The organism is Vibrio cincinnatiensis, from assembly GCF_022113815.1.
GTDB classification, from domain to species: domain Bacteria; phylum Pseudomonadota; class Gammaproteobacteria; order Enterobacterales; family Vibrionaceae; genus Vibrio; species Vibrio cincinnatiensis_A.
This window is the reverse complement of the sequence record NZ_SGOM01000002.1, coordinates 1-17,746: the sequence shown is the minus strand read 5'-3', so window position 1 is coordinate 17,746 and position 17,746 is coordinate 1. Positions and strand designations below refer to the sequence as shown.

14 protein-coding genes are annotated in these 17,746 nt (G+C 42.5%); 9 read left to right on the top strand and 5 right to left on the bottom strand.

Features of this window, described 5'->3' with window-relative positions:
* The first annotated feature begins 27 nt into the window (after positions 1 to 27).
* Positions 28 to 654, top strand: coding sequence for a bifunctional nicotinamidase/pyrazinamidase (gene pncA / locus EXA13_RS03095; RefSeq protein WP_238131843.1), 627 nt, complete (start codon positions 28 to 30; stop codon positions 652 to 654).
* A gap of 201 nt (positions 655 to 855) precedes the next feature.
* Here pncA and EXA13_RS03090 read toward each other — a convergent pair whose 3' ends face one another.
* Complete coding sequence (locus EXA13_RS03090; protein WP_238131842.1) at positions 856 to 1,776, bottom strand: alpha/beta hydrolase; 921 nt, start codon at positions 1,774 to 1,776, stop codon at positions 856 to 858.
* Between the two features lie 268 nt (positions 1,777 to 2,044).
* A complete protein-coding gene (locus tag EXA13_RS03085) occupies positions 2,045 to 2,500 on the bottom strand; it encodes a methylglyoxal synthase (RefSeq protein WP_238131841.1) in 456 nt (151 codons plus the stop codon).
* Between the two features lie 542 nt (positions 2,501 to 3,042).
* Here EXA13_RS03085 and EXA13_RS03080 point away from each other — a divergent pair.
* The gene (locus EXA13_RS03080; RefSeq protein WP_238131840.1) at positions 3,043 to 3,912 is read left to right on the top strand and encodes an ABC transporter substrate-binding protein; all 870 of its coding nucleotides are present in this window, start codon (positions 3,043 to 3,045) and stop codon (positions 3,910 to 3,912) included.
* A 4-nt stretch (positions 3,913 to 3,916) separates the two neighbouring features.
* Positions 3,917 to 5,389 (top strand): methyl-accepting chemotaxis protein, encoded by a 1,473-nt coding sequence (locus tag EXA13_RS03075; protein WP_238131839.1) that lies wholly within the window; start codon positions 3,917 to 3,919, stop codon positions 5,387 to 5,389.
* 87 nt (positions 5,390 to 5,476) lie between these two features.
* Here the strand turns inward: EXA13_RS03075 and EXA13_RS03070 are convergent, their stop codons facing one another.
* Positions 5,477 to 6,625 (bottom strand): iron-containing alcohol dehydrogenase, encoded by a 1,149-nt coding sequence (locus tag EXA13_RS03070; RefSeq protein ID WP_238131838.1) that lies wholly within the window; start codon positions 6,623 to 6,625, stop codon positions 5,477 to 5,479.
* 193 nt (positions 6,626 to 6,818) lie between these two features.
* On the opposite strand from EXA13_RS03070, the gene EXA13_RS03065 reads away from it, so the two are divergent.
* Both EXA13_RS03065 and EXA13_RS03060 read left to right on the top strand, forming a co-directional pair.
* Positions 6,819 to 7,709 (top strand): AraC family transcriptional regulator, encoded by an 891-nt coding sequence (locus EXA13_RS03065; protein ID WP_238132174.1) that lies wholly within the window; start codon positions 6,819 to 6,821, stop codon positions 7,707 to 7,709.
* A 406-nt stretch (positions 7,710 to 8,115) separates the two neighbouring features.
* Positions 8,116 to 11,253 (top strand): chitinase C-terminal domain-containing protein, encoded by a 3,138-nt coding sequence (locus EXA13_RS03060; protein WP_238131837.1) that lies wholly within the window; start codon positions 8,116 to 8,118, stop codon positions 11,251 to 11,253.
* A 50-nt stretch (positions 11,254 to 11,303) separates the two neighbouring features.
* On the opposite strand, the gene glgC is transcribed toward EXA13_RS03060, so the two are convergent.
* Positions 11,304 to 12,608 carry a glucose-1-phosphate adenylyltransferase gene (glgC, locus tag EXA13_RS03055; protein WP_269136858.1) on the bottom strand — a complete coding sequence of 435 codons (1,305 nt, stop codon included), beginning with the start codon at positions 12,606 to 12,608 and terminating at the stop codon, positions 11,304 to 11,306.
* Positions 12,609 to 13,009: 401 nt separating this feature from the next.
* Here glgC and EXA13_RS03050 point away from each other — a divergent pair, with 401 nt between their 5' ends.
* The 4 genes from EXA13_RS03050 (at position 13,010) to secF (ending at position 17,157) form a co-directional block, all read left to right on the top strand.
* Entirely contained in the window at positions 13,010 to 13,696 is a 687-nt protein-coding gene (locus tag EXA13_RS03050; protein ID WP_238131835.1) for a hypothetical protein, read from the top strand.
* A gap of 187 nt (positions 13,697 to 13,883) precedes the next feature.
* Positions 13,884 to 14,357, top strand: a complete 474-nt coding sequence (locus tag EXA13_RS03045; protein WP_238131834.1) for a hypothetical protein — start codon at positions 13,884 to 13,886, stop codon at positions 14,355 to 14,357.
* Positions 14,358 to 14,425: 68 nt separating this feature from the next.
* Positions 14,426 to 16,252 carry a protein translocase subunit SecD gene (gene secD / locus EXA13_RS03040; protein ID WP_238131833.1) on the top strand — a complete coding sequence of 609 codons (1,827 nt, stop codon included), beginning with the start codon at positions 14,426 to 14,428 and terminating at the stop codon, positions 16,250 to 16,252.
* Between the two features lie 2 nt (positions 16,253 to 16,254).
* Complete coding sequence (secF, locus tag EXA13_RS03035) at positions 16,255 to 17,157, top strand: protein translocase subunit SecF (RefSeq protein ID WP_238132173.1); 903 nt, start codon at positions 16,255 to 16,257, stop codon at positions 17,155 to 17,157.
* A gap of 82 nt (positions 17,158 to 17,239) precedes the next feature.
* Here the strand turns inward: secF and EXA13_RS03030 are convergent.
* Positions 17,240 to 17,746, bottom strand: a 507-nt coding sequence (locus EXA13_RS03030; protein WP_238131832.1) for a methyl-accepting chemotaxis protein, incomplete at its 5' end; no start/stop codon positions are given.

The window sequence follows — 17,746 nt, the reverse complement described above, 5'->3', positions numbered from 1 at the left end:
TCTCATGATATATGAAGGAAGGAACCAATGAGTAAGGCCTTGATTTTAGTTGATGTACAAAATGACTTTGCGCCTGATGGGGCGTTGCCCGTTCCCGATGGTGACGCGATTGTTCCTGTTATTAATCTTTTGATGCCCCATTTTGATCATGTGATTGCGACCAAAGATTGGCACCCTAAAGGCCACGCTAGTTTTGCTTCTACACAAGGAAAACAACCGGGAGAGAAGATACAGCTATCTGGTATTGAGCAGATACTTTGGCCTGATCACTGCGTACAAGAAACCTACGGAGCTGAGTTTATTACTGGGCTCAATCTCGATGCCATTGAACGTGTAATATATAAAGGAACTCACCCTGATATCGATAGCTATAGCGGTTTTTTTGATAATCAGCGTGACCAATCCACAGGATTAGCGGACTATCTGCAAAAAATCGGGGTGACTGAACTGTATATCACGGGGTTAGCCACCGATTATTGCGTTAAATTCACCGCGTTAGATGCGCTTTCATTAGGCTTTAAAACATGGGTGATTCAAGATGCTTGCCGTGGCGTTAACCTTATTGATGGTGATGTTGAAGCGGCTTGGAGTGCAATGCAAGAAGCGGGTTGTCAGTTGACGGTATCATCATCCTTTTTACAAAAAGGGTATTAGTCAGTCACTAAAAAGAAGCGCTTTTTGAAAAAGGAAGCACTTCTTTTTTCCTACTTAAATTGGTAGGAGGATAAAGCTTCACTCTCTGTGTCGGACTTCGATCGGTAACCGATTTGAGGGCAAAAGTGTTTCAGCCAAGACTGGTTGAAAGCATGTTCATTAAGCGGTCTTTCGTCATTAACGACTAACCGATTTTGTTGTTTACTTAATCTCTTCGGAAATATGACGCAGACAGCGCCGAGCACTAGCACTGACTCCCGATAACTGATGGAATCCGTGGATAACACCTAAGTAACGTTCACAATACGCTTCAACCCCAGCATTGAGTAATTGTTTATAGCATTGCTCACCTTCATCTCTTAAAGGATCAAATTCAGCGGTAATAATGTAAGTTGCTGGCAGTCCTTCAAAATCTGCGCACTCGAGTGGGTTTAGCTCTGGGTTTTGAGTAATCAATTCTTTTCCCATATCCGCCGTGTACATGGAAAACCCTGAAAGCAGCATATTCGCGGTAATCATGTAATCTGTACCGTTTTCGACGTAACTTTTAGATTTTCCGAAGGGATCCAGCATTGGGTAAATCAAAATTTGTTTTTGAGGAAGCCAGTTTTGGTTTTGTTTTAAACGCAAAGATGTCGTTAAGGCTAACTGACCACCAGCGCTATCCCCAACGAAATAAATCATGTTCGTATCACCACCGTAAGTGCTACCGAACTCCTTTATTGCAAGCACGGCATTGTACACATCGTCATGTGCTGCTGGATAACCATTTTCAGGTGCTAAACGATATTGAATACAAATAACGATACTGTTCGATAAACTGGCTATCTGTCTCAATTGCTGTTCGTGAGTTTTAAATCCTCCGCTAATGAAACAGCCACCATGGAAGTAGATGGTAATGGGTAAACCAGTTGTGTTACTTGGTTTGTAGATTTTTAGTGTCGCCCCGTTAAGCTCATCAATGAATTCTTCAAACATCTCAGGGCTACTGCCAGATAAATCAGTACTAGATAGGTAACCAGCCCTTCTACTATCAATATCAAAAGTCGAAGGACATTGTTTTCCTTCTGCTATGAAGTTTTCGACTAACTCTTTGATTCCACTTTCTAATTGATTCAGCATGTACATCACCTATGAATACCAATTCTTTTTAAGAATTGTGCGATAAAGGTGTATATATGTACAGTTAAATCAGTATGGAATTGATAATAAGCCTTAGTCGTTCCATTCGTTTAATTAGGATAACTAACGTTCTAGGTGAGTCATCGGGTAAATTTGAATGGGGCATTTCAATTTAGCAATGGCAGCATGCCGGTTAGGCTGCTGCCATTTTAGTATGAGAGTTTAATACTTCTCATATGCACGTCACTCAAACACCTTTAGATAGGAATTAAGTGCGATCGGCAAGGTAAGCATGATAATCCGGGATTTCAATATCAACTTCTTGTCCCATCAAGATGGAATTAAATAAAAACTTTGCGGTTGCACGGTTAGTCGCTACAGGAATATTCCATACGCTGGCAATACGCAGTAGTGCTTTTACATCTGGATCATGGGGAACGGAGTTCAAGGGATCCCAGAAGAAGATCAATACATCAATCAGCCCTTCGGCAATTTTTGCACCAAGCTGCTGATCTCCTCCCATTGGGCCACTGATCATACTGGTGATTGGAAGCCCCGTTTCTTTCGTCAGCATGTGGCCTGTCGTGCCTGTCGCATACAATTCATGGTGTTGTAGCTTTTCTTCATTCTCTACCACCCAACGTAGTAGCTCACCTTTATAGTTATCGTGAGCGACTAGAGCAACATGCTTCTTTGCCGCCATGGTGCGTGTGGTCTTTTTCATAACAATCGTTCCTAATGTGTATTTGTTCTGCCTTTCATAACCAAAAGTATACGCTTATTCAATAAGTTTGGGTGGAAAAGTCGAAGTTCGATTGATAATTCTTGTATAAAATAATCAATTTTTTTGAAAGTTTAACGCCCCATCAAGAGTGCTGGCTCGAAGGTTAAGGGAAGGTTATTTGGCAGATAAGGTTTGGTTGTCCACATTGCCAATGCCGATGATCTGAGAGAGTTGTATTAAATAAAGGTTCAGTTTCAGGGGGGATTTTATCAAGGAATAGAAGAGACCTAAAAATGTAAGAATACATTGATTTTGGAATTTTAATTCCATGTTTTTTTTGTATTTTACAATGGTGATGCATACTTAAAAACAATTGGTTGAAGCTTGCTTATGGTGATGTTTTGTACGACATGTTTATCGTTAGTGTTAATTGGTTCTACCATTAGTGACAATTATCACATTAGTGATTATTCAAGTTACTTTACATCATTCTATTTAAGCTATTATCGAGGTATTAATTATGTACAAGGATGTTTAGCCTGATGCTAAAAAGCTTTATACCAATCACGGCTATCGTGATCACTCTATTAACGACTTCATCTTATGGTAGTGAATCGTTAAAACTGTCAGGAAAACCTGATGATGATAAACTTCATCTAACTTTGATTAAAGAAATTGTTCATCGTTCTGATCGATTTGATCGTATCGAATATATTTATAAAGAGACAGGAGACCCTGCGCCATCGCGTATTATGGCCGACTTAGAATTAGGGAAATTAAGTCTCATTTGGTCGGCAACCAGTAAGGAGTTAGAAGAGCGTTATACGCCTTTATATTTCCCTATATATAGAGGCATGCTTGGGATGCGGATTGGACTTATTCATAAAGAAAACTCTCGTTTACTTTCTAATATTAGAGGTAAATCTGATCTACAAAAATTTAAAATTTGTACAGGTAAGACTTGGCCGGATACATCAATTTTGGATGCGAATCAATTACAAACAGCAAAATCACTAAAATATCCCAACATTTTTGAAATGATGCTTGCTGGCAATCGGTGTGATTTTTTTGCTCGAGGAGTTATGGAACCATTTTCAGAGGTTAAGAATCATCCACACTTACCGATGGCAGTGGATAGTCATATAATGCTTCGCTATCGAATGCCGTATATGCTTTTTGTTAGTAAAGGTAATATTGAATTACAAAGCCATCTGATGGAAATCATTGAAGAAATTTTTAATGATGGAACTTATGAAAAAATGTTCTTTTCAGATAGTGAAGTAAAAATGGCTTTATCTAAAGCTAAGCTCAATGAGCGAGTAATTATCGACCTTGATAATCCATTTCTGACTGAAAAAGCAAAATCTATTCCAGTGAAATATTTCTTTGACCCGCTATCAGAACGAGAATAATATTATGAACAAGCTAACAAAAAAAATACTCATCATGACTACACTTGTGATGGCTACGGTTTCGATTATTACACTATCTGGGCAATATTTACTTAATAAAAATAAATCGGAAAAAGATGCTGCTATCAATGCACAATCTGTAGAAGCTGAATTATCAGTTATATTACAAGAGCCAATTTATGTTTATGATAAAGCTTTAATTAAAAATATTATTGATGCTTATGCTAAAAAACCGGCTATATCCTCTATTCGTGTGGATGATCAGAATGGTGTTCGTTTAGCTGAAGTTGATATAAACAAGGTTGAGCATAGTTCTTCTATTACTATTTACTGGGATAATCTACCTGTTGGTCAGGTTCATATTGGATTTAACCAATATGCAGAGAGAGCCGCTTTATCTTATGCAATGAAAGTTTCCTCATTGATTTTATTGAGTGTATTTTTTGTAAGCCTTTTATTAATCGTTTTAATTTTAGATAAAAAAGTAGTTACTCCAATTAAAAACATGTCGAGTCGTATGAATGATATTGCTGCTGGAGGGGGGGATTTGACGTCACGAGTTGGTGAAAGTGGTAATGATGAAGTTACGGAGCTAGCAAGATCATTTAATAAGTTTGTGGCTACAGTACAAACGATTATTATTGATACTGCGAAAACAACGGATAGCCTTAAAACTAATGGTGAAAATATTGTTCAGTTACGAGATGAAATGAATATACAAACTCGTCAGCAGTCATCATTAACTCAAGAGAGTTTAAACAAAATAGAGCAGTTTAATCTGGCTACGAAAGAAATTGCTTCTCATACGGAAAATACACTGCACCAAACTAATGATGCTTTAACATTAAGTCATCAAAGTGGTGAAACGATGAATATTAATGCTCAAAATATTGATGAGCTGGTGGAAAGTTTAGAAAGTGCAGCTAAATGTGCAAACTCATTAAAAAGTAGTAGCGAGCATATTGGTCGTGTTATTGAAGTGATTAAAGCCATTGCAGAACAAACAAATTTATTAGCTTTAAATGCTGCAATTGAAGCAGCAAGGGCAGGTGAAAGCGGTCGAGGATTTGCGGTTGTTGCAGATGAGGTTCGGGCGCTAGCTTCTAAAACTCATGAGTCAACCAATGAAATTGAAACCCTTATTGAGCGGTTACAGATGGAAGCGGCAGACTCGTTTAATGCGACTCAAAAATCTAAGGTTTTGGTTGAAAAAACGCAAGAAAGTTCGGCTGAAATTCAATCTGCATTGTCATTGATTATTAAATCAGTTTCCTCAATTAATGAAATGGTCGATTCAGTTGCTTCTGCTTGTGAAGAGCAATCTAATGTGAGCGCTACCGTTGCAAGTGATATGAACCTTTTAGATAACAGTTCTTCAGAAATGCAGAAGGTGAATAGAGATCTACAATTTCTTGCCGATGATATTTTAGGACATACTAATGATCTGACTACGCAAATAGCACGGTTTAGATATTAATGAATAAAACCCCTCTTCATTCATTAATGAAGAGGGGTTTCAGAGAGCTATTATCTAGCAGCCCAGCGGTGCTGATGTTAGGTCACCTTAGACCAATGCTTGAGAAAGAATTTCTCGTGATTGCTGTAACGTAATGGCTTGATGCTCTCCGAGGGCAACCATGCCGTGTGCTTGCAGCTGATTAACAACCTTTTCCACCGCTTGTTCTGGTGTAACATTAGGGGCTGAGAAGTGTGTTTCAACGCCTAATTGATGGTAAAATGCTTCGATAGCATCAATCGTGCGAAGGGCGAGATCTTCTCCAGAGGGAAGGCCAAAAACATGTTGTCCCATTTGTTCTAATTTGGCTTTTTTAACCGTCAATTGGTTACGCAATAGAGAAGGCTGAACAATCGCAAGAGAACGTGCATGGTCAACATGCCATAATGCAGTCAATTCATGACCAATCATATGTGTCGCCCAGTCTTGTGGAACACCACTACCAATTAAACCATTCAGTGCTTGGTTTGCTGTCCACATTAAATTGGCGCGCCAAGCATCATTGTCTCGCTGCTCAAAATCACGACCAAGGACTAATAGGTTTTTCAATAATGCTTCAGCATATCCATCTTGAACCATGGCTTGAGTTGGCATCGTCAGATATTGTTCACAGGTATGAACCCACGCATCAACTAAGCCATTAATCAGTTGGCGCTCTGGGAGCGTTTTCATGACATCCGGGTCCATAACGGCAAATTGAGGTTGCACATGTGGTGATAAAAATGCCAGTTTGTCAGCGGTTTCTGCCTTGGTAATGACCGCCCCTGAGTTTGATTCAGAGCCTGTTGCTGGCAGCGTTAAAATCGCACCGATAGGTGTTGCATCCGAGACCGTATGTTTACCTAGCATAATATCCCAGCCATCACCGTCGTATTTAGCCGCTGCAGCAACATATTTTGAACCATCAATGACTGAACCACCGCCAACCGCAAGGATGAAGTCGATATTTTGTTCTTTAACAATAGCGACGGCTTTATCTAAGGTTTCTTTCGTTGGGTTTGCTTCTACGCCAGAAAATTCTAACCAAGTATGATTTTTTAATGCATCACTCACTTGATCATACACACCGTTACGTTTAATTGAGCCGCCACCATAAATCACCAGCACTTTTTTATCTTGTGAAATGGCTTTTGTTATTGCTGCGATTTGTTGTTGACCAAAATAAATTCGAGTCGGATTAACATAAGTAAATTGCATTACTTTCACCTCTTATTGTAAGGATAACCACCAAAGAATGAGCCTAAAACTCGGCTTGTGCTGGTGGGGTTACTTCGCTGATGAATGCATAATAATAGACTAATAGTCGCACTTATAGAGCAATTCCTGTAAATTTATTGCCTATTTCTACAATGTGATAACTATGAGGGTGATGATGATTCCATGTGGTGATATGGGGGAACTTGCAGAGTTAATGCAACGGTATGTGGATAAGTACCAGCTTGAACAACTTGAGGGCTGTGTTGAAACTGCGATTCCTGGAGTTTGGTTTTATCGCAGTAGCCAAGGCAATGCTCGACAACCTTTGATTTATCAATCTGGAATTATTATTTTGGGTCAGGGTTATAAGCAGATTCATTTAGGAACAACGTCCGTTGAGTATGGTCCGAATGATTATTTGGTGGTCGGTGTACCCATGCCTTTAGAGTGTGAAGCGATCGCAAAAGATAATGAACCATTATTGGGGTTAACCATAGATATTGATCATTCATTACTACTCAAACAAGTTGCTGCACTTGAACAATATGGTTTTCAGCCTAGTACCACGCCAAGAGAGAATACTTGCGGACTCAAGTCTGTCAAAATGAATGGCAGTATGCTGACCAGTTGTCAAAGGCTGATTTGTGCATTACTAAATGGTTTAGAAGCTCAGCTATTAGGGGCTTCTTTGTTAGAAGAGATGGTTTTTCGCGCGCTAACGAGTTCAGAAGGGCATGTGCTTTTTGAACTGGCTCATCATGAAGGGCATTATGCGCGTATTGCAAAAGCACTAAGTCGCGTACATCGAGATTACGCTATGCCTCTGACTGTGCATACCTTAGCGGAAGAAGCCAGCATGAGCGTTTCTGCATTCCATCAAGCTTTTCGTGGTATTACGTTAGAGTCACCTTTGCAGTATATAAAAAAAGTTCGCTTAAACAAGGCCAAAGAGCTGATTCAAGTTGAAGGGAAAAGAGTGAATGATGCCGCTCGGCTGGTGGGGTATAGCAGTCCGTCACAGTTTAGCCGGGAATATAAACGCCATTTTAATCAAACGCCGAGAGGAACGTTACTTCGATTGTGATTCTCCTGGTTAATGGTATTGAATGACCCACAGAACAATGACCTTAGGTGGAGTAGACTAAAGAGGAAAAAGAAACCAAGAAGTTTACTCTTTTAGTCATCCTCTCCTTACCTGATAATTATTCCCCCCTTATAGGCATTTTTTATATGCTTATACTTATTGCCCGTTTTTATAGCGGGCAATTTTTTTGCTGATTTTATCATCAATAAGTTAGTGCTTGCTGCAAAATAACCCTGTGATCATTGTTAGGTGGTAGGGGTAGTTTGCGAGTGATTCTTAAGTTTTACACTTTACTGAGTGCCAAATTATTGGGCTGTTCTACAGTAGTTTTACACAAAATTTAAGGCTGTCAGAGTAAGGACTGATAGCTTTAATAAAGTGGAAACAACAACTTAAGGAAAATATCATGCGCTTAAAGCAAGCAATAGTACCTAAGAATTTATTTACTCTTAGTACGCTCACCGCATCGTGTTTAATGGCGTTTAACAGCTATGCCGCCATTGATTGTGAAACACTGAATCCTTGGCAATCTGGGACGGTGTATAACGGTGGTGATCAGGTTCAGTATCAAGGCGTCGCCTATCAAGCGAATTATTGGACACAAAATAATAGTCCAGACCAATTTTCAGGCGATTATGCTCAGTGGCGGGTTCTTGATACTTGTGCAACAGGAGAGGTCAGCAATCTTGCTCCGACCATTTCTTTGACTTCTCCTTCCTCTAGCTTATCAATTTTGGCTAACCAAGATGTCACTCTGGCGGCTGAGGCTACTGACAGTGATGGTGAGATTTCAAGGGTTGATTTTCTCGTCGATGGCGTGGTGGTTGAGCAGGTGACACAGTCTCCTTATCATGCCACATGGCTGGCTGTTGCTGGTTCACATACGATCAGCGCCATCGCTTATGATGATAAAGATCTCGCCAGTGAAGTCAGCAGTGTGACGATTAATGTAGAAGAGTCATCAGTACCGGGAAATCAAGCACCGACGGTCGAGGTTGCTTTGTCGTCTAGCTTGGTTGAGCAAGGTGAAATTGTCACCCTTTCTGCTAAGGCTGATGATGCTGATGGACAAGTCGAAAAAGTGGAATTTTTTGTTGGTGGGAGCCTGATAGCAAGCGTAACGGAAGCACCTTATACGTATGATTATACAACCGAGCGTTCAGGTGCTTTGGCTGTATTAGCAAAAGCCACTGATGATAAAGGGGCGGTTTCAACGTCAGCAACGGTAACGTTGACGGTTAACCGTGCCCCTATCGCCAATACCTGTCGGCCGGATGGACTATATCAAACCGAAGGAGTCAATGTTCCTTATTGTACGATTTACGATGAAGATGGCCGAGAGATCATGGCGGGTGGACAACCCAGACGTGTGATTGGTTACTTCACCAGTTGGCGTTCTGGTGATGATCCACAAACATCGTATTTAGTCAAAGACATCCCTTGGCAGCATCTGACTCATATTAACTACGCTTTTGTGAGTATTGGCTCTGATGGAAAAGTCAATATTGGCAACGTAAATGATCCTGAAAACCCAGCGGTAGGAAAGGAATGGGATGGGGTTGATGTCGACCCAGCATTAGGTTTTAAAGGGCATTTTGGCGCATTGGCGACCTATAAGGAACGTTATGGGGTTAAGACGCTGATCTCTATCGGGGGGTGGGCTGAAACTGGCGGCCATTTTGATGAAAATGGAGAACGTGTGGCAGACGGTGGTTTTTATACCATGACAACCAATGCCGATGGCTCTATTAACCATCAAGCCATTTCTACTTTCGTTGATTCTGCCATTGAAATGATGCGTCAGTATCGCTTTGATGGACTCGACATTGACTATGAATACCCAACATCCATGGCTGGGGCGGGTAATCCAGACGATAAAACCTTCGCTGAGTCTCGTCGTCCTCATCTGATGCGCTCTTACCATGAACTCATGCGAGTATTACGCGAGCGGTTAGATGTTGCGAGTGAACAAGATGATGTTCACTATATGTTAACCATTGCCGCGCCTTCCTCTGCTTATCTATTGCGCGGCATGGAAACTATGGAAGTCACTAAATATCTCGATTATGTCAATATTATGAGTTATGACTTACATGGTGCGTGGAATGATCATGTTGGCCATAACGCTGCACTGTATGACACAGGTAAAGATTCAGAGCTAGCACAATGGGGGGTTTATACGACTTCTCAATATGGCGGGATCGGTTACCTTAATACTGATTGGGCGTTCCATTATTTTCGCGGCTCAATGCCAGCTGGGCGTATTAATATTGGTGTGCCCTATTATACCCGAGGCTGGCAAGGTGTGACGGGCGGCGAAAATGGGCTTTGGGGACGCGCTGCATTGCCTAATCAAAGTGAATGTCCGGTTGGAACTGGAGAAGGTGAAAAAAATAATTGCGGATATGGTGCAACCGGTTTAGATAACATGTGGCATGACTTAGACGCGAATGGCAATGAAATGGGTGCAGGTTCTAACCCCATGTGGCATGCGAAAAACCTCGAAAAAGGTATTTGGGGCTCCTATCTTGCTGCTTATGGGTTGAATCCTGACAATGCACCATGGGTTGGTCAATATCAACGTCATTTTGATAGCGTAGCGGTTGCACCTTGGCTATGGAATGCGGATAAACGTGTGTTCCTCTCTACAGAAGATAAGCAGTCAATTGATATTAAAGCCGATTATGTAATCGACAAAGAGATTGGCGGCATTATGTTCTGGGAGCTAGCGGGAGACTACAACTGCTACATTCTTGATGAAAATGGCCAACGTACACAAGTGGATCGGACAGAGCAAGCGTGTGTAAGTGGTAATGGTGAATATCATATGGGTAATACCATGACCAAAGCCATGTTTGAGAAGTTTAAGTCGGCTACCCCTTATGGCAATACGTTGGCGACAGAAGTTATACCGTTAGAAGCGGTTGATATTCGTGTCGCGATTGATGGTTTTAAAGTGGGCGATCAAAACTACCCCATCAACCCGACATTGACGTTTACTAACCAGACGGGGGTTGATCTACCGGGAGGAACCGAGTTCCAGTTTGATATTCCTGTTTCTGCGCCTGATAATGCGAAAGACCAATCAGGTGCTGGGCTGTCTGTGATCGCATCGGGCCATACTCGTGCCGATAATATTGGTGGGTTTGATGGCACAATGCACCGTGTCGCTTTCTCATTACCTGCATGGAAAACCTTACCGTCTGGAGAGAGTTATGAGCTGGATATGGTTTATTATTTACCCATTTCCGGCCCAGCAAACTATACCGTGCGTATTAATGGGGTGGACTATGCTTTTCAATCAGAGCAGCCGGATCTTCCGCTTGCCGATCTTTCGACTGGAACCGGAGGAGAGAACCCAGGTGGTGAAGGTGGAGAAACGCAACCAGGCTCGGTGGTACAATGGCAGCCGGGAGTGAGCCAAGTCGCCAATGGTACAACGGTGATCTATAACAATAAATGTTTTACTGCCCAAAATAGCCCAGGAGTATGGGAGTCGCCAACTCAGAGCAATTGGTTCTGGAAGGAAGTGACTTGCCCGTAAATGGGGGAATGAGTCAAAGGCCGTGCTTAAGCACGGCCTTTTTTGTCATATTACAGGCGTTGAAACTGATAATTTTCAGGTACAACAACAATCCCCTTCTCCGATACGGTAAAGCGTTGTTTATCTTCGTTATGGTTTATACCGATGTGAGTGTTCGGAGGGATTTTGACATGTTTATCCACAATACAACGCGCCAATTGGCACCCCGATCCAACCTCAACACCATCAAGCAAGATACTGTCCATCACCGTTGCACCATCATCAATGTGCACACCAGAAGAAATGATGGAACGCTGCACGGAACCACCAGAATTAATCACGCCATTAGCGATGATGGAGTTAATAAAAATGCCTTCATTGCCTGTTGCAGAAGAAACCGTTCTAGCCGGAGGCAATTGCGGTTCATAAGTACGGATGGCCCAATCTTTTTGATACAGGTTCATCGGTGGTATGGGATCGAGCAAATCCATATTAGCTTCGTAAAATGAATCTAAGGTGCCCACGTCACGCCAGTAGCAATCTTTTGCGACGCGGCCTTTTTCACTGCCAAACGGATAAGCAAAAACCTGACCGCTTGGAATGAGCTTAGGAATAATATCCTTCCCAAAGTCATGGCTCGATGACGTTAAAGAGGCATCATCGACTAGTGCTTGTTGCAGGGTTTCCATATTAAAAATATAGACACCCATAGAGGCTAAACTGCGATTGGAGTTATTAGGGAGTGTTGCTGGTGTTGCTGGTTTTTCAGCAAAGTGCTGGATACAGTGACGAGTGTCAATCGAAAGGACGCCAAAAGCCTGTGCCTCTTGTTGGCTTACCTCCATGCTGGCAATGGTAAGAATCGCCTTATTTTCAATATGTTCTTCAAGCATGGCGGCATAATCCATCCGATAGATATGGTCTCCAGAAAGAACCACAACGTATTTCGCATCACTGCGAGATAGTAACCACATATTGTGATAAAGCGCATCAGCGGTACCTTCATACCACTTTCCACCTTTGCGCATTTGTGGCGGAATGGCGGTAATGTATTCGCCTAATTCTGGATTAAAAATCGACCAGCCATCCCGAAGGTGTTTGTGAAGTGAATGCGATTTGTACTGAGTTAATACTAAAACTCGGCGTAATCCCGAGTGCAGGCAATTGGTTAGGGTAAAATCAATGATGCGATATTTACCCCCAAAAGGGACAGCAGGTTTTGCTCGACCATCGGTGAGTGGTGATAATCGTGAGCCGATTCCTCCGGCTAATACGATGGCTAATGTTTCTTGCATCTTCTTGCTCCCTATTTTCGTGCAATACCTTTGCTCTTCATCTGGGGTACAAGTTTCACGCCAAATAATCAGAATCGACATGTATCTTACTTAATCGTTTTAATATTAACGGGTTATCAGAAATGTCGGGTTAGGTATTTACCAAAATAAGAATAAGAATAGAGGCCATTGCACCAATTTAAGGCGCAATGTTATAGAAAGTTGCACCTAATTAGAGCAAGGCAAGCAGGAAACTTCTTTTGGGGAAACTAAGATAGATTTACAATGTAAATGTGAGTGTTGGCCTTGGTTTTGTCGAGAGAGAAACCGAGACGGCCAGTCTTGTTTTCTTAACTAACCGTTCAGCAAAACACGAATCATCATAAATGGATGAATAAAATTTAAAGTTCGCCGTTTGTAGGCCGCTAAAAAGGTAATCTTATGCAGTTGATAGAACATCATCATTGTAAATTCTCTTTTACTTAGATATGGATCGCACCGTAATGAAAAAACTATTGATGATCTTTATTCTGTTGTTGGGTTTAGCGGGCGCTGGTGCGGGTTACTATCTGTTCTATTACAAACCTCAGCAAGAACAAGCGCAGAAAGATAAAGATGCGTTGCAGGACAAACAAGCCAAAGCCTCTAAAAAGGAGAAGGCTCCGAAACTTGTAGAAAAAGCCAGTACGATAACGCCACCGGAAGTGATGAATTATTATGTTGAGGCTGCAACCGTTGGTGTGCGTGAGCTGCCTGAAATGAAGGCTTTTGTTCATCGTTTATTGTACCGAGGTGAAAAAGTACATCTCTATGAAAAAAAACAAGGGTGGGGGCGTCTTTCTCCCTACTTTGTTTATCAAGAAGGGGGGCCTGAAGTCGCTGAATGGATCCCATTGCAAGGTCTTGCAGAGCAAGCACCGATCATTACTCCTGAAGAACGATATAAAACCTTATTAAGCTATATTGCCGAGTCTGATGACTTACCCTTATTCGAAGAGATTTTTATTGAGAAGACAGAGCAACTATTAACGGATGGCTCTTGTTCTCCAACCGATTTTAAAGAGTTGGGCGGGTGGATGCGATCGGTCCGTTATCAAGATAGAGATGTCTATTTTGTGTATTGCGGAGGGTTTAACCAGACCAATAAAATTTATTTAAATGTACAAAATGGGCATGTGTTCTATCAGTAGCCCCGCCGATGTTACTGACATTCTTTTTGGGGTTTTAGGGAAGAATGTCAGCCCTTCACTGTATTGGCTGATGCTGTCCAACTAAGCCAATGTTGCCCCTGAACTCTCTATTTTCTCGAAATTTTACTTGAGTACTTTTGTTCTCAGACCTACACTGAGTCATCTTATTTCTAGTGGTTATTTTATTTTGAGTCGTTGGACGCGTTTGTTTTGGTTTGTATTGTTTGCCGCTCTGCTTCCTGCGCAGGGTCAAACCGCTGCCGCCAATTCAGAGGCTAATCAACCAGCAATCAGCCAAGAGTGGCACCAAGCGGTTGCTTTCTCTCAGCGGTTACCTCTTGATTCTGAAATAGGAAACACCTCACCAGAGGTGGACTCATCCCCGGTCACCGAAGCACCGAGAATCGGGCAGCAACAGGGTATTTTGTATTCTCCACGCTGGCTCATGAGTGAAACGCATTGGCAAGATGAGGAAGATGCCGATGTTTATCGCTCTGGGTTAGATGTCATACCTTGTCTCAACATATCATTCTTAATGATGACGGCGGTATTATGGGTAAAGCCACCGTATCAACATTTCCACCCCTCTCATCGTCTTTCTGGTTGGAAAGAGAGCAATGCCATGTATGTGGCGCTCAATAGTCAATTTTTTACTGCTTAATTTTCTCTATCAGTGACCTCGTCACTCCTTAAATTTTTTAACTCGGCGATAAGCCCGAGGAGAGAGTTATGCAGAAAAAAAGCAGCAAGGCATCCACTCGTTTAATGAATCACTATTCGATGTGGAAATATCTAATTCTTGTGATTTCGGTTGGTATCTTAGCGTTAAGCGCGATCCCTACGTGGTATGGCGAACAGCCATCCATTCAAATTCAATATTCACCGTCTAACCAGCAACTGAATAATATTGTCAGCATTAACCATTTGCTCCAAGAGCAAGCCATTGAGGCGCAGGAAATCCGCCAACAAGACAATGTACTCACGTTTGTTTTCAGGAATGAAACCGAGCAAGCTCAAGCACGTCAAGTGTTGGACCCCATGGTAAAAGAGGGGGAAAATATTACGTTTTCATACGTCTCCATGGCACCAGAATGGTTGACTCAGTTAGGGTTTAACCCGATCAAATTAGGGTTAGACCTGCGTGGCGGGGTACAGTTTCTATTGAATGTGGATGTTGATAAAGCTTTTCAAGAACAGCGTGATGCGCTGACGGATGAACTGCGCGATATGCTTCGTAGTGAATCCATTCGAGGTGCCAGTATTCAGCATCTCGGTAATGATGGATTTACGGTATTGGTGAATTCAAGTGCTGCTCAAAGCCAGATCCATCAATTTATAAAAGAAAATTATGCGGGTTGGGAAATCAAACCAGCGTCAGATCAAATCACTGTTCAGCCGAGTAAACAAAATAAGCTTGAGTTTCAATCTGCCACTTTGCAACAAAACTTAAAAATTATGCGGGATCGGATTGAAGAACTCGGGATCACCGAAGCGTTGGTTCAGCGCCAAGGAGAGCACAGTATTCGTATCGAACTGCCTGGTGTACAAGATCCTTCTCAAGCTAAAAACGTGATTGGCGCCACAGCGAGCCTCGCTTTCTATGAAGTGAAAAGTAATGCCACTCGTGATGATTTGATCTTAAAAGATAATTCGAGCCGGGCTGTTATTTTAAATAAACGGCCAGTATTAACGGGTGATCATATTATTAATGCTCGGTCTGGCATGGACAAAATGGGCTTTTCGGAAGTCAATATTTCATTGGATCACGCGGGTGGGAAAGTGATGAGTGACTTTTCTGCAAAACACATCGGTGAACCAATGGCAACCGTGTATCGAGAATATAAAACGAACGCTCATGGAGAAACGGAACGCACTGAACGAGTGATCAGCGTAGCGACGATTCAATCTCAGTTAGGAAGCCAATTTAGAATCACAGGGGCGGGTTCTAATCAAGAAGCTCAGCAACTTGCTCTGCTATTGAGGGCTGGCTCATTGACGGCTCCGGTTACGATTGTTGAAGAAAGAACCATCGGTGCGTCATTAGGGGCTGAAAACATTGAAAATGGGTTTGCCGCATTAGCGTTAGGTATGGCCATGACATTGACCTTTATGGCGTTATGGTATCGCCGACTTGGTTGGGTTGCTAACGTGGCATTGGTTACCAACATGGTGTGTTTGTTGGGGCTTATCGCACTATTACCGGGAGCGGTATTAACGCTCCCCGGTATTGCAGGGTTAGTTCTCACCGTGGGGATGGCCGTTGATACTAACGTGCTGATTTTTGAACGTATTCGAGACAAACTGGCAGAAGGGCGAAACTTTGCTCAAGCGATAGACAGTGGATTTAGTAGTGCATTGAGTACCATTTTGGATGCCAATATTACGACGATGATTACTGCGGTCGTTCTGTATTCAATAGGTAATGGGCCGATTCAAGGATTTGCATTAACTCTTGGCTTAGGGTTGTTGACGAGTATGTTTACCGGGGTCTTTGCATCACGGGCATTAATTAATTTAGTTTGGGGACGAGATCGTCGCCGAGATGTGAGGGTGTAATGATGGTGAACTATTTAAAAACACACATTCGTCGTATCCGATATATCACCAGTTTTGTATCTATCGCATTGACATTGTTAGCATTGGGAACCTTTTTCATAAAAGGATTGAATCTTGGCCTCGATTTTACCGGGGGAATGGTTACCGAAGTGAGCGTAGAGAAATCATTGACTCACGATCAATTGCTAGCGGTGATTAAACCGGTTTTGGGCGAATCCACCATGCTCACCCAATCGGGAGAAGAAGGTCGCTGGGTGATTCGTTATCCACTGGTTGAGGAGTCACAGACCGCTCCTGACGTACAAGCCTTATTAAAGACGGTTTCCTCTTCAGTTCAAGTGATCAGCAACAGTATGGTGGGCTCACAAGTTGGGGACGATTTGGTGGATCAAGGTGGTTTGGCATTACTGATTTGCTGCTTATCCATATTGGGTTATCTTTCATTTCGCTTTGAGTGGCGGTTAGCCAGTGGGGCACTGGTCGCATTGGTGCATGATGTTGTGTTAGTGCTTGGTTTTTTTGCGATAACACAAATGGAATTTAACTTAACGGTGTTTGCGGCAATATTGGCGATATTAGGGTATTCATTGAATGACTCCATTATTATTGCAGATCGGATCCGAGAGCTCTTGGTTGCTAAACAGAAAACCCCCACGGCCATGATTACTGACCAAGCGGTGATTGCGACGTTTTCTCGTACCATGGTTACGTCGGGAACCACACTGATTACGGTGGCGGCGTTATGGCTTATGGGTGGGGCACCATTGCAAGGGTTTGCAACGGCGATGTTTCTTGGCATTATTTCAGGGACATGGTCTTCAATTTCGATTGGGACCGTTTTGCCAGAGTGGTTACATTTAGAACCTAAACATTATTTGCCCGTGGAAGTGGATCTGGCTCCTTAAAGGCAACATGACAATGGCGAGCATTGTGCTCGCCATTGTCTATTTATTGAACCATTATGGGCTGGTGCTTGCCCACTGTCCGTTACACTTGGAAACGGTTCACTGTATTTTGTAACTGAGCTGCGAGTTGGCCTAGCTCAATGCAAGATTGCGCCGCGCTGGATGAGCCATTAGCCACTTGTTTGGCTGATTCATTAATGCGCTCAATATTGCGGCTTAACTCTTCACTCACCGAATCTTGTTCACCACATGCGCTAGCAATTTGAATGGTCATATCCGCAATTTGTGCACTTTGGGTGCTAATTTGCTCGATGGCTTGTTGAGTTTGGTGACTTTGCTCTACACATTGTCCCATTAATTCACTACTTTGAGCGGTGGCTTCACGAGCTTTAACAGCACAGGTTTGGAGGTTTTGAATAATGGTGACAATGTCTCCGGTAGATTGCTGAGTTTTTCCTGCTAAAGCACGGACTTCATCCGCGACGACCGCAAAGCCACGCCCTTGTTCACCGGCACGAGCGGCTTCAATGGCCGCATTGAGTGCCAGCAAATTGGTTTGGTCGGCAATATTGCTGATCACATCCACCAC

What these genes read in the sequence shown, in the direction of transcription:
- pncA (WP_238131843.1), top strand. Translation starts at nt 28, where the DNA reads ATGAGTAAGGCCTTGATTTTAGTTGATGTACAAAATGACTTTGCGCCT.
- EXA13_RS03090 (WP_238131842.1), bottom strand. Translation starts at nt 1,776, where the DNA reads ATGCTGAATCAATTAGAAAGTGGAATCAAAGAGTTAGTCGAAAACTTC.
- EXA13_RS03085 (WP_238131841.1), bottom strand. Translation starts at nt 2,500, where the DNA reads ATGAAAAAGACCACACGCACCATGGCGGCAAAGAAGCATGTTGCTCTA.
- EXA13_RS03080 (WP_238131840.1), top strand. Translation starts at nt 3,043, where the DNA reads ATGCTAAAAAGCTTTATACCAATCACGGCTATCGTGATCACTCTATTA.
- EXA13_RS03075 (WP_238131839.1), top strand. Translation starts at nt 3,917, where the DNA reads ATGAACAAGCTAACAAAAAAAATACTCATCATGACTACACTTGTGATG.
- EXA13_RS03070 (WP_238131838.1), bottom strand. Translation starts at nt 6,625, where the DNA reads ATGCAATTTACTTATGTTAATCCGACTCGAATTTATTTTGGTCAACAA.
- EXA13_RS03065 (WP_238132174.1), top strand. Translation starts at nt 6,819, where the DNA reads ATGGGGGAACTTGCAGAGTTAATGCAACGGTATGTGGATAAGTACCAG.
- EXA13_RS03060 (WP_238131837.1), top strand. Translation starts at nt 8,116, where the DNA reads ATGCGCTTAAAGCAAGCAATAGTACCTAAGAATTTATTTACTCTTAGT.
- glgC (WP_269136858.1), bottom strand. Translation starts at nt 12,608, where the DNA reads ATGTCGATTCTGATTATTTGGCGTGAAACTTGTACCCCAGATGAAGAG.
- EXA13_RS03050 (WP_238131835.1), top strand. Translation starts at nt 13,010, where the DNA reads ATGAAAAAACTATTGATGATCTTTATTCTGTTGTTGGGTTTAGCGGGC.
- secD (WP_238131833.1), top strand. Translation starts at nt 14,426, where the DNA reads ATGCAGAAAAAAAGCAGCAAGGCATCCACTCGTTTAATGAATCACTAT.
- secF (WP_238132173.1), top strand. Translation starts at nt 16,255, where the DNA reads ATGGTGAACTATTTAAAAACACACATTCGTCGTATCCGATATATCACC.